Annotated in this window: 9 protein-coding genes; all 9 read left to right on the forward strand. The window is 52.8% G+C overall.

All coding sequences use genetic code 11. The features are described 5' to 3' along the window. Position 1 precedes the first annotated feature (1 nt). Positions 2 to 1042 (forward strand): DUF4432 family protein, encoded by a 1041-nt coding sequence (locus EYB31_RS37990; RefSeq protein ID WP_131018832.1) that lies wholly within the window; start codon positions 2 to 4, stop codon positions 1040 to 1042. Further along, on the forward strand, positions 1039 to 2556 hold the full coding sequence (locus EYB31_RS37995) for a sulfatase (RefSeq protein ID WP_131018833.1): 1518 nt from the start codon (positions 1039 to 1041) through the stop codon (positions 2554 to 2556). Before EYB31_RS37990 ends, EYB31_RS37995 begins: the two co-directional genes overlap by 4 nt. Before the next feature lie 23 nt (positions 2557 to 2579). Continuing rightward, positions 2580 to 3908, forward strand: a complete 1329-nt coding sequence (locus tag EYB31_RS38000) for a sulfatase family protein (RefSeq protein WP_131018834.1) — start codon at positions 2580 to 2582, stop codon at positions 3906 to 3908. Positions 3909 to 3914: 6 nt separating this feature from the next. Further along, positions 3915 to 5372: a sulfatase family protein gene (locus EYB31_RS38005; RefSeq protein ID WP_131018835.1), complete on the forward strand. Its 1458-nt coding sequence runs from the start codon at positions 3915 to 3917 to the stop codon at positions 5370 to 5372. Between the two features lie 117 nt (positions 5373 to 5489). Further along, a complete protein-coding gene (locus tag EYB31_RS38010) occupies positions 5490 to 7259 on the forward strand; it encodes a sensor histidine kinase (protein WP_165452824.1) in 1770 nt (589 codons plus the stop codon). After that, positions 7260 to 8021 carry a response regulator transcription factor gene (locus EYB31_RS38015; RefSeq protein WP_131018837.1) on the forward strand — a complete coding sequence of 254 codons (762 nt, stop codon included), beginning with the start codon at positions 7260 to 7262 and terminating at the stop codon, positions 8019 to 8021. 120 nt (positions 8022 to 8141) lie between these two features. Further along, complete coding sequence (locus EYB31_RS38020) at positions 8142 to 9593, forward strand: sulfatase family protein (protein ID WP_165452825.1); 1452 nt, start codon at positions 8142 to 8144, stop codon at positions 9591 to 9593. A 178-nt stretch (positions 9594 to 9771) separates the two neighbouring features. Further along, positions 9772 to 11070 carry an ABC transporter substrate-binding protein gene (locus tag EYB31_RS38025; RefSeq protein ID WP_131018839.1) on the forward strand — a complete coding sequence of 433 codons (1299 nt, stop codon included), beginning with the start codon at positions 9772 to 9774 and terminating at the stop codon, positions 11068 to 11070. 136 nt (positions 11071 to 11206) lie between these two features. Further along, positions 11207 to 12529, forward strand: a complete 1323-nt coding sequence (locus EYB31_RS38030) for an ABC transporter substrate-binding protein (RefSeq protein ID WP_165452826.1) — start codon at positions 11207 to 11209, stop codon at positions 12527 to 12529. The last annotated feature ends 62 nt before the right edge of the window (positions 12530 to 12591 follow it).

Below are 12591 nucleotides of genomic sequence, written 5' to 3' on the forward strand. Positions count from 1 at the left end.
TATGAATTTATTTGGACATAGCTATACACGCCAAGAGCTGGAGGCCAGAATCGGCAGCATGGACCAGTTATGCGGCTTCAAGAAACTTCAGTGCACGGAAGGACTGGAGAATGGCACCCAGGCGATTCATATGTGGAATGCCGCAGGTCTTCAATTATGGGTGCTGCCGGATAGAGGCATGGATATCGGGAGGGTGCATTTTAAGGGGATTCCCCTCACGTGGAGCAGCCGGACAGGGTATGTGCAGCCTGCTTATTTGCAGCAGGAAGGCTGGTCCAAGGGGTTTCATGGGGGATTGCTCGCCACCTGCGGTTTAAATAACGTAGGCCCGCTTTGCCGGGACGGCGACACCTTCCATGAGCAACATGGCAGCATCAGCAGAACGCCCGCTTCGGCGGTTGTCTGTCAAGGCGTATGGCAGGACGATGACTACGTCATGACGGTGAGCGGCAAGGTTCACGATGCGGATTCCAAAGGACGGCATTTGCAGATGCAAAGATCCATCCGGCTGGAGGGCGACGGCCTGACCGTTTCCATTGTCGATGAAGCGACCAACCTGGGCTTACAAAGCGAGCCTTGCATGATTCAATATCATATGAATTTTGGGTTTCCGCTGATCGGCCCGGACGCTTCGCTTAGCGTCGCCGGGGTTCGGCGCGTTCTGGACCGCGGGCGCCAAGAGGAGATTGAGCGCGCTCGATGGGGAAGCTTTCCCCTTCATCTTAAGCAGCCCGAGGTTCTGTATTACGGATGTGAATATACCGAGGCCAATGAATGGGGCGGGGCGGTTGTCGCCAATCCCGGTCTGGGGCTTGAGGCTTCGATCGAATATACGCATAAGACGCTCCCGCATTTATGGAGATGGAACCAGTTCACGGATGGCCTGCATGTCTGTGCTATCGAACCTTCCAACTGCCTTGTCAAGCCAAGAACAAGCGCTAAGGCAGAAGGCCGGCTGCCGGTATTGGAGCCGGGTCAGACCGAACGCTACGGCATCCGGTTCAGCATCAAGGAAACATCGATAGGAGGCAATATGCCATGAATGTAATTTGTTTATTGACCGATACGCTGCGCAGAGATTATGTTAACGCTTACGGCATGGAGCGGGTGGATACGCCGAATTTGGATCGCTTCTCCCGGCAATGCCATGTGTTTGAGAACAGCTATATGAGCTCCTATCCGTGCATGCCTGCAAGACAAGACCTGTGGACGGGGAACTTCAACTTCTTATGGCGCGGATGGTCGCCGCTGGAATATACCGAGATCGATCTCGCCGCCCGGCTTCGCCGACATCAGAAACAGACGTTCCTCGTGACGGATCATTATCATTTGTGGCAGGCGGGGGCGGGGAATTATCATTTCTCTTTCCATGGCGTGGAATTTATTCGAGGTCAGGAAAACGACAATTGCATTACCGACCCGGAAACGGAAGTCCGGTGGCCGGCTTCGAAAGACAAGCTGAATCCGAATTGGGAGAAGTATGCGAGGAATACGCAGGTAATGGAGGAAGAGGAAGCATATTTTACGCCAAAAGTGTTTCGGGCGGCGATCGATTGCCTGACGAAAAACAAGAAGCGCGACGATATGTTTCTGATGATCGATTTGTTTGATCCGCATGAACCTTTCGACCCTCCCCAATCGTACATCGACAGGTACGATCCAGGTTATGAGGGCGAATCGGTCATCTGGCCCCGTTACGGTGCCGCAGACAAATACTCCGAGCAGGAGCTCAAGCATATGCGGGCTTTATACAGTGGCGAAATCAGCCTGATGGACAAGTGGTTCGGGAACATGCTCGACCGGCTAGAGCAGCTTGGCATGATGGACAATACGATGATTGTGCTTACCAGCGATCACGGATTTTTATTCGGCGAGCACAACTGGGTCGGCAAGCACAGCCAGACGTTGTACAACCATATATGCCATACGCCGCTGCTTGTGTATCATCCGCAATATACCGGTAAACGCCAAGAGTCGCTTGTACAGATGGCCGATCTGTATCCGACGATTTTGGAAGCGATGGACGTTCCCGTTCCGGAAGGCATTCATGGCAAAAGCGTGCTGCCGTTTATTTCGGGCTCGTCCGCGCAGTCGGACGAATACCGCTGCTTCGGCGTATACGGCGGATCGGTGTATGTTACGGACGGCGAATGGACGTATGTGCGCAGACCTCAGCAGCGCGGACCGCTCTATTGGTATACGGATTCCCACTTCTCGTCATGGGGTTTCGGCCAGAAGGTGGAGCACGAGCAATCGCAGGAGCGTGTTTCGTATTTCCGTGAGGGCCGGTTCCCTTACGGTATTGACGCCGAGCATAGCAACGCGGCAAATCCGCGAGTGACGCAAGCGGAGCTGCAGGCTCGAACTGAGGTGACTGATATCGGCGATTACGTTCCGCTTGACGATGAGCTGTTCCATAACGCGGTGGATTACGAGCAGGAGCATAACGTCATTGACCGATACCCGGAGATCAAAACGTTAATGCTTTCCCGGTTAAAGCAATTTCTGATCAACGTCAAAGCTCCCGAGGAGCAGCTTGTTCGGCTTGGCCTGTAAATAATATAAAGGAGGCGGCGAAAATGAAAAACGTCATTATGGTGTCCACGGACCAGCAGCAGCTAAACGCGATGGGATGTGCGGACCCAAGCTATTACACCCCGAATCTGGACCGGCTGGCGCAGCGGTCCGTGCGGTTTACCGGGGCGATCAGCACTTCGGCGCAGTGCTCACCTTCGCGCGCCAGCTGGATGACCGGGAAATTCCCGCATCAGGTTGGCGTGTACCAGATCGGACATGTGCTGGATCCTCAGGAGTGGGGCATCGCCAAGGAGTTTAACAAGGCCGGGTTTGAGACCGTTTATTTCGGCAAATGGCATCTTGGCTTGTCACCGGCCGACCACGAGTTCCAGGTGACCGATTACCGCACGGACGGGCTGGATCTCAGCGGAGCAAATGCGCATCCCGGCTATCACAGTCACAAGGATGCAGTCACCACGGCTAAAGCTCTCAATTATTTGGACGATTATGACGGATCCAAGCATTTCTTCATGAAGTTGTGCTGGTACATGCCGCATCCGAACACGCCGCAGAAGCAGCAGCCGTTTGAGCTGATCGAGCGTTTTGCGGACAAATTTCCGCTTGAGGATATGCCGGTGCCAAGCAGCTATTACGAAGACGACTTATCCGGCAAACCGCCGTTTCAGCGGGAGCGTTCCTCATCCGACGAATCCGATCTGACGGAGGATATGGTCAGAAACGACGCCCGGAAATACCGGACGATGCTGGCGCAGATGGATGCGAATTTGGGCCGCTTGCTGGCCAAGCTGGAAGAAAAGCAGATGCTGGAGGACACCGTGATCCTGTTTACTAGCGATCATGGAGACATGCAGGGAGCGCACCGGCTGCGTTTAAAGGGAGTGCTGCCGTATAAGGAACTGTACAATGTGCCGCTGATCCTGCATATTCCGGGAACGGAGCTTAGGCGCAAGCTTATTCCCGATCTCGTTTCGACAGCCGCCGTGACGGGCACTCTCCTGGACGCGGCAGGTGTTGCGGTGCCGGAGGAATGCGAAGGAGGGTCGCTGCTTCCCGTTCTGGAGCGCGCGGAAGCTCCGCAGGATGAGCGTGTTTTCTTCGAGCATTACAAGGCTTATTGGGGACGCCATCCATTGATCGGGGTACAGACGCAGGAATGGAAGTACGTATATTATCTCGAGGAAGATATGGAGGAAATGTACGATCTGAAGAATGATCCTCAGGAGCTTGTGAATGCGGCCGGCCTTGCGTATGCGGAGGAAGCTCGGCGGCAGCTGCGGCTAGCGGTGGAAGAATGGTGGGAAGCGACGGGCGGCTTTGCGCGTCAGGCAATTGAGGACCCCACCAGCACTTGGGGCAAAAATATTCAGTAAGGGATCATGCAGAGAGGGGAGACGATCAATTTGTCCAGACCGGATATTTTGCTTTTTTTAAGCGACCAGCATCATGCGAATTACACCGGATTTGCCGGGCACAAGATTGTGCGTACGCCTAACCTGGATCAATTGGCCGAAGACGGAGTCGTCATGAGCTGCGCGTATACGTCTGCGCCAATCTGCGTCGCTTCGAGGGTGTCCATGCTGACAGGCAAGCTGCCGGAAAAAACCGGAGTTTACACCAACGAAGGAGCGATCGGCAGCGATCAGACGACCTTCCTGCACGGAATGGCAGCGGCAGGGTACGAAACGGTGCTTTGCGGCCGCATGCATTTTCTTGGGGAGGATCAAAGGCACGGCTTTACCCGGCGCATCATGGGCGAGCTGACGCCTTTGTTCTGGGGCCGATACGGCGCCGCTCGCAGCGATCTGGGTCCTTATGTAGGCACGATGGCCAATCAATCGCTGAAAATTATCGGCGGCGGGACGTCCCCGGTGTTGGAATACGACAAAGCCGTCATTCAGGCTGCTCTGGATTATTTAAAGCAAGATCACGACAAACCGCAATGCATCGTGGTAGGCACCTACGGACCGCATCATACGTTTGTGGCCCCGCCGGATATGTACTCTTACTACAAGGAAAGGATCGATATTCCGGAATCTTTCCGACAAGGAGAGCTTCACCCCGTATTGTCCGGCCTTCGCAACCCCGGTCTTAAGGAGGAAGTGCTGGTTAAGCTGCGATCCGCGTATTTTGGCATGATCGAGAATGTGGACAGACAGATCGGCGAGGTGCGCGAGGCATGGAACCAATATTTACAGCGCAGCGGCCGCCAAGGCGTCTTTGCCTATATGTCCGATCACGGAGAACAGGCCGGGGAGCACGGACTGATCGGGAAAAGCACTTTCTACGAAGGTTCGGCAAAAATTCCGCTTGTATTTGCGGGAGATAACATACCCGCGGGAGTCATTGTCGAGCAGCCTGTCAGCATTATGGATATCGGACCTACGTTCTGCGATTTTGCCGGAGCGGACACCGCCCCGAGACCGGATGGAGTCAGCTTGAAAGCTCAGCTGCTTGGAGGCGTTCAACAGCAAGAGCGGACCATCGTCAGCGAGTTTGTTTACCAGATGGACGGGAATATCGTGCCTGCGCGCATGCTGCGTCAAAGTGAATGGAAATATGTGGCGTATGCAGGGTATGAAGCGTACGCTCAACTGTTCCACATTGCCACAGACCCGCAGGAACTGAATAATCTGTACCGTCCCGACCATGAGGCGGTGCTGAAGTTCAGGGAACATCTCCGCGGTACATGGCATATTTCCGCCATTAAAGAGAAATATATAGAAAAAAGGGAACACCATGTGCTGCTTGCCCGATGGGGGAAGGCTGTCGATGTGCCCGAGCCCGAGCGCTGGACGGTGCCCAAGGAAGCAACGCAGCTTCCAGTTGTGGAATGAAACTTTCATAAACAAAATGCGCAGGCGAAAGAGGAGCGGATCCGTATGACCGCTCCTCTTTGCTTCGTCATCGCCTGTATTGATTGTGCTATAATTGGCCTACAGGGGGAAGGGAGCATGAATCGATACCGTATCTACATGCCGCTGCGGGTTAAATTTATGGCGGTTTTTTTCATTCTAATCACCGTGCCGTTTGTGATCAGCGGCGTATTTGCGTACGAGAAGCTGAGCGATAACAGCGAGCGCGATGCAAGTGCTTATACGCTGCAGCTTATGGGACAAGTCCGCCTTAATTTGGAGCGGTACGTCAAGGATATGGACAGGCTGACCGTATCCCCGCTGTACGACAATTCGGTGCTTGCCATACTCAGAAGCCACAATCGGCCGCAAGGCGCGCCGCCTTATTTAAACTCGGATGAGCTGCTTCGCATGAACCAGTTTTTATCGGCGTTCACTTTTGATCGGGCGGAGATTTTTAACGTCGTTATTTTGGCCAATGACGGCGGGTTGTTCTCCATCCTTGAAACCCAGACCAATCGCGCCTGGTATAGCGCGGAGAATGAATGGCGGGAGCGGGTTTTGGCCCAGGATGGAGGGCTGACCGTCATTCCGCCGCACACGCCATCTTATTATGCAGGACCGGGCAGACAAATGATCTCGTTTGCCCGGGTACTTCGGGAGCCGGGCACAAAGAGAATGCTGGGTATCATTAAGGTGGATATGACCAAGGAAGGCATGGAGAGCATGATAGCTATGAATAATTTGAGCAATAACAGCCATCTGTTCATCACCGACCTTCAGGAGACGCCGATTTACCCTTTTGAATCCGGCGATCCCGGTGTGAAAGACGCGATGCAGGAGCAGTTCCCTCCGGAGCAATATTTGCATATGGCGCTCGATTCGGAGGATGCCAATCTTCGCATACTGGGTATTATTCCGTATAAAGAGCTGAGGAAAAACGCCGATGAGATCATACGGTTTCTGGCCATCGTGTCCCTGATTGCGCTTGGCTGCGCTTATGTGGTCGCGCTGGCGGCGGCAGGCCGGCTGGTGAAGCCCATCCGGCATCTGCAGAGCAAAATGAAGCTGCTGAAGCAAGGCTCGCTGCAGGTGCAGGCGACGGTAACCAGCAATGACGAAATCGGCCAGTTGGCCGAGGTGTTTAACACGATGGTCGTTGACTTGAATCAGCTGGTTAAGGAAGTATACGAACGCAAGCTCCGAGAGAGGGAAGCGGAGCTTGCCGCGCTGCAAAGCCAGATTAATCCGCATTTCATGTACAACACGCTGGAAGCGATTAATATTCGGGCGCTGCAGAACCGGGACGTCGTATTATCCTCGATCGTACGCAGTCTTGCCAAATTGTTGAGATATACGGTGGACCAGCAGGAGAAGCCGGTTATTTTACGCAATGAGCTGCAGTTTGTCGAAGCTTATCTCGATATTCAGTCATTCCGGTTGGGCGAGCAGTTGCGCAGTGAAATGTACGTTGATCCTTCCTTCGACTATTGTCTGGTGCCCAAGCTGCTGCTTCAGCCCTTTGTGGAAAATGTCATCGAACATGCCATGGACGGCGAACAGCCGGTTACGGTGACGATCAGCGCCTCCGTAGAGGGGGACGATTTGCTCATACGGGTAAAGGACAACGGAAAAGGCATGGATGCGGGCACATTGGAGCGGCTTCAGGCTTCGCTAGCCAGAAGGCGGCATTCGCACGGAGGAGAACATTTCGGAAGTGTCGTCAAAGGGGTCGCACTGAGGAATATTCATCAAAGATTGCAGTTGCTGTACGGGGACGGGTACGGTATTCACATCCAGTCGGCCCCGCAGATCGGAACGGCGTTTCAGATTAAAATTCCTTACAGCTGGGAAGGGGAAGGTCAGTAAATGCTGAAGATCATGATTGTTGAAGACGAGAGGCCAATCCGCGAAGGTCTAAAGGACGTGCTGGAAAACGTCATTGGAAACTGCGAGGTCGTAGCGGAAGCGACCGGAGGAAGAATGGCCTTGTCTTTGCTGGAAAATGAAGCCGCCCGGCTGGATTTGATGATCACAGACATCCGCATGCCGGAAATGGACGGGCTTGAGCTTATCCGGAGAATTCGCGAACGGTATGCAAATCTGGCAATCGTAATTCTTTCCGGATTTGCCGATTTTGGCTACGCCAAAAAAGCGATTACGTACAATGTGACGGAATATTTGCTGAAGCCGATCGATCACTTAGAGCTGACGCGTGTATTGGAGCGGATTCGCCAGGACAAATGGCCCCAGGGAACGAGCTTGTCCGATGAAAGCCGTGTTTCTCCGGAAACCGGCGAAGAACGCCGCATCATCCGGGTCGTCAAGGAAATCGTTCAGCGTCAGATGGGCGTTGAGGTTTCGCTGCAATATGTCGCCGAGCAGGTTCAACTTAGCCCTCAATATTTGTCGGGCTTGTTCAAAGCCGAAACGGGACGTAATTTTACCGATTATGTGCTGGAAATCCGCATGAATAAAGCCAGGCATCTGCTCAAGGAAACCAATTTGAAAATTTATGAGGTAGCCTCTTATTGCGGCTACGCCAGTCCCAAGCATTTCAACAATACGTTTAAGCAGGTGACGGGAAAGACGCCCAACGAGTATAGAGAAACCGGTATACCTGAAAATTAGGCACCATTTCTGAAAATACGGCCGTTTATAGCCTGGCGTGGCATGCCTTATAATGAATTTGCTCACATATGAAAACGCTTTGTTTTTCTGGGGGAATTCATGAATGAAGGAGGGGCTGTCATGAATGTCTTAGTGATCATGTCGGACGAGCATTCCCATCAAGCAATGGGGTGCAGCGGCCATGGCATCGTGAAGACGCCGAATTTGGACAAGCTGGCGCGAGAAGGCGTCATGTTTAATCAATGTTACACCAACAGTCCGCTATGTACTCCCGCACGGGCCAGCTTTTTTACCGGCCGATACGTCCATGAGATGGGAACATGGGACAACGCCACGCCTTATGACGGCAAAATGGAAGGGATTTCGCACAGGCTTCATGAGCACGGGCTTGCGATGACCAGCTTCGGCAAGCTGGATTTTCATCCCGAAGGACGTTATCCGGGTCTGGATGCCCCGCGGCCCAAACACCGCAGTCAGGTGGATGCAGGCGCATTTTTCCGCAGCAGCAATCAGCCGAGACCGAAGGTGGAGGAGCGGTTTAAGAAAATCAAGGTCCGGCAGGGCGACTCCTACGACGACGGGGTGCGGGACGAAGCCATCGAATGGTTAAAGGGAAAGAAACCCGGCGATGAGTCTTGGATGCTGTATGTCGGATTTCTGCATCCGCATTTTCCGTTTCTGACGAAACAGCGGCATTGGGATGATTACAACGAGCGGGTGAAGGATATTCCCGAGGCAGCCAAACCGCCGTTTGCGTCCTTAAACGAGCCGCTGAAATCACTGCGTACGCATTTTGGCGGAGAAAGCGTTGATGAAGAAACGATTCGCAAATCGCATGTCGGGTATTACTCGCTGATTGCCGAGATGGATGAGAACATCGGGCAACTGCTGACTGTTCTTGAGGAACAAGGCCTGAAGGAAGATACGCTGATTATTTACACCAGCGATCACGGCGAACAATTGGGCAACCACGGATTATGGTTCAAGTGCTGCATGTTCGAGGAATCGGCACGTATTCCGCTCATTATGAGAGGCCCCGGTGTCAGACAAGGCGCAGTTGAGGAAACGCTGGTTTCATTGGTGGATATATATCCGACCGTTTGCGAAGCGTTGCGGGTTCCTGTTCCCGAGCATATTAAGGGCAGATCGCTGCTCGGCATCGCCAAAGGACGTCAGGATACCGGCAGGGAAGATTACGTGTTCAGCGAATACCATGCTCACGGCATGCCGGTAGGCATGTATATGATTCGTTATCGGCATTATAAGTATGTATATTTCACCGGGGGCTATAAGCCGCAGTTGTTCGACTTGGAGGCCGATCCCCGCGAAATGCATGACCTTAACCGCAATGATAGCGTGTCCGACGAGGTGCAAGCAATCATAGGCCAATGCCACAGCAGACTGCTCGACGTATGCGATCCCGAGGCGGTGGATACAAGAGCGCAGGCGTTTCAGGAGCAAACACGGATATCGCTCGGCATCTCGTCGTACACCCAGGCCGACCCGGCTTCGGTAGGCGGCGGAGAGAAGCTGCCTGTACCGTTTCCCGAGTATATGAACGCTGATGATTAACCGCTGAAGGGATGGCGTGTTGCTTCATGCATAATGGGAATATAGCGGTGTAAAAATAGACAGATCACCTGAAAATGCGGTACCTTTTCGTAAAAGAGGTCCGTTTCGAACCGGCACGCGGTTGCTATATAATAAGATTGCCTGTTGATGTAAGCGCTTGTCTTTAGGGAGGAGCACCATGGTAAAAAAAATTGCGTGTTTCCTGATATGCTTGTCTTCTGTTCTTTGGACATCCGGCTGCACATATTCCCCGGACCAGAAACTGAATCCGGCGGAAGCCAAATCCGTCAAGATCAGAATGAGCATCAGGGGGGATGACGATAGAAAAACGCAATATGAAAAGATGGCGAGGCAATTTATGAGTTTGTATCCGGGAATTAAGGTCGAGCTGATTTCGATTCCGGTAAGAGACTATCAGAACAAATTGTCCATCATGGTTGCTTCGAAAACAGCGCCCGATGTCGTTACTTTGACGGAACGGATGATCCCGCAATTTATTCACAATGAGGATTTGGTCGATTTGTCGGAATTCAGAACGGATCCCGATTACGATTTTCAGGATATTCTTCCCTCCATGCTGGAGATTTATGAGCAGCGTGGCGGTTTGTACGGAATTCCTTTCAGCGTGGGTCCCCGCCCGCTGTTTTTCAACAAAAGCCTGTTTAAGGAAAAAGGTTTAAAAACGCCGCTGGAATTGCTGCAGGAAGGACGCTGGACTTACGAGGAAATGGCCAAGCTGGCCAAACAGCTTAGCGATTCGTCAAAGGGGATTTATGGCATCCGTTTGTTCCCCGATTGGAAAAATTGGGCGAACTCCTTGATTGATCTCATCTGGGCGTATGGAGCCGATGTGTTCGACCGGGAAAACAAAAGATTCGTGCTGAATTCGCCGGAGGGCATTCAAGCCCTGGAATATTATTCGCGCCTGGTGTTTAAAGACAAGTCTCACGTCAAGCCTGGAGAGATGATTTCCTTCGAGTCCGGGAAGCTGGCTATGTACCGTGACAACCCCGCGTATATGGCCACAGCCCGAAACATTAAAAATTTCGATTGGGACATTGCCCCGATGCCCTCTGGGCCAAAAGCGGATGCTCCGCTGGCGACCGGTTTGGCCGGTTATTCGGTCATCAAAGATTCTCCGCACATGAAAGAGGCGGTGCTGTTTGTGAAGTATATGACGTCCAAGCAGGGGATGACCGATCAGTTGGATTGGTTTATACCGCCCCGCAAATCGGTGCTGGAATCCGACATCTTCTTAAGCCAAGCGGCCCCGCCATCGCCGGAAGGACTGCGACAGACGATCATTGAACCGATTAAGACGCGGTTGAGGGTGATTCCGAATCATTACCGGTGGCAGGAGATTGATACGAAGATGCAATCTTTGTTTGATCTGGTCCAAACCGGGGAAAGATCAATCCCCGATATATTAGCCCAGATGGAGATTGAAGTGGGACCGCTCCTGAAATCCGAGGAGTAGGCGGAAATGGATAGGATTCCTCCAAGCTGTAGGGCTGGCGGATTTCCGGCTCCGTTTCGCACGATTGCTTTTTCAATGCGCAGCGGTGATGTGTAGAATTTTCAATTATAAAGTGACTACGAGGAGGCAATTCAAGATGAAATATGTAAAGTCCATGATCGCCGTTACGGCAACCTTAACACTTGCGATTACAGGCTGCAGCTCCGGTTCGGGAGGAGGACAGCCGGCTTCCGCTCCCGCGGGTAACACAGCAGCACCAACCGGTGGAAGCGGCACAGCGCCAAAAATGGTGCGATTTTCGCACTCCGTTACAGGCGCAAAGGGTGACATCGTGAATGCGCTTGTTGATGAATACAATAAATCTCAAAGCAACTATGTTGTAAACGCTACCTTCGTGCCGCAAAACGAGCGGCTGCAGAAAATCACTGCGGAAATTGCCGGCGGCAATCCGCCCGAGCTGTACACAGCAGGGCCGCCCGATTTGATGGCGCTGATTTCATTTAAGGCGGTTGCCTCCATTGACGATCTTGCCAAAAATGCCAAAACCAAAATTACCAAAGAGATGTTTCAACCGGGATTGAGGGGCTTGATCGCCAAAGACGGAGTGCTGCGCGCGGTTCCGGTAGAAACTAGCGCGACGGGATTATATTACAACGCGGACGCGTTTCAGGCTGCCGGTATCGCCAAAGCGCCGGCAACCTGGGATGAGCTTGTGGATTCGGCCAAGAAGCTGACCGACCCGGCCAAGGGCAAATGGGGAATCGTGCTGCCGACCACGATGGAGCAGTACACGGGGCAAATCTGGCTGTCGTTCCTGACCCAGGCCGGCGGACGTCTGCTTTCGGAGGACGAGAAGAAAGCCGCGTTTAATTCCCCGGAAGGAGAGAAGGCGCTGCAATTCTGGGTAGATCTGATCAACAAGTATAAGGTGGCGCCGCTTCAGCAGCTGGATGCCAACCAGATTACGCAAATGTACGGCACCGGTACGGTAGGCATGATGGTATCCCATCCGACGTGGATCGAGCAGTCGAAAACATTCCCGTTCAAGACGGCTACGGCCAAGCAGCCTGGCGATAAGCAGCCCGGAAGCACGCTCGGCGGCTGGTATATCACGGTGCTTGAACAAGGCAAAAATAAAGAAGGAGCATACGATTTTCTCGCTTGGCTGACAAAACCGGAGCATAATGTCAAATGGATTACCGGCATGGGTTCACTTCCGGCCCAGCAAGCGATTATCGATACGAAGGAATATCAGGACTATGTAAAATCGACGCCTCTTGTGACTCCATTTAATGAAGCGTTAAAATCGGATGTTTGGACGCCGCCCGCAACAGGCCAATATAGCGCCATTGTGGTGACGCTGTCCAAAGCGATCAATGAAGCGCTGTACCAAAAAAGCACACCTAAAGAGGCTTTGAACAAAGCGGCGGTGGAAGTAGACAAGCTGCTGGCCAAATAGTCAAGCGAGCAGCTCGCCAAAGGCAAATTAAGGACAAATCAGGTAAGGCGAACAATAAGTCA

The organism is Paenibacillus thalictri (assembly GCF_004307995.1).
Classification (GTDB): Bacteria; Bacillota; Bacilli; order Paenibacillales; family NBRC-103111; genus Paenibacillus_AF; species Paenibacillus_AF thalictri.

Bases quoted from the DNA above. Each gene is read 5' to 3' on its own strand.
- EYB31_RS37990 (WP_131018832.1), top strand. From the start codon at position 2: ATGAATTTATTTGGACATAGCTATACACGCCAAGAGCTGGAGGCCAGA.
- EYB31_RS37995 (WP_131018833.1), top strand. From the start codon at position 1,039: ATGAATGTAATTTGTTTATTGACCGATACGCTGCGCAGAGATTATGTT.
- EYB31_RS38000 (WP_131018834.1), top strand. From the start codon at position 2,580: ATGAAAAACGTCATTATGGTGTCCACGGACCAGCAGCAGCTAAACGCG.
- EYB31_RS38005 (WP_131018835.1), top strand. From the start codon at position 3,915: ATGCAGAGAGGGGAGACGATCAATTTGTCCAGACCGGATATTTTGCTT.
- EYB31_RS38010 (WP_165452824.1), top strand. From the start codon at position 5,490: ATGAATCGATACCGTATCTACATGCCGCTGCGGGTTAAATTTATGGCG.
- EYB31_RS38015 (WP_131018837.1), top strand. From the start codon at position 7,260: ATGCTGAAGATCATGATTGTTGAAGACGAGAGGCCAATCCGCGAAGGT.
- EYB31_RS38020 (WP_165452825.1), top strand. From the start codon at position 8,142: ATGAATGTCTTAGTGATCATGTCGGACGAGCATTCCCATCAAGCAATG.
- EYB31_RS38025 (WP_131018839.1), top strand. From the start codon at position 9,772: ATGGTAAAAAAAATTGCGTGTTTCCTGATATGCTTGTCTTCTGTTCTT.
- EYB31_RS38030 (WP_165452826.1), top strand. From the start codon at position 11,207: ATGAAATATGTAAAGTCCATGATCGCCGTTACGGCAACCTTAACACTT.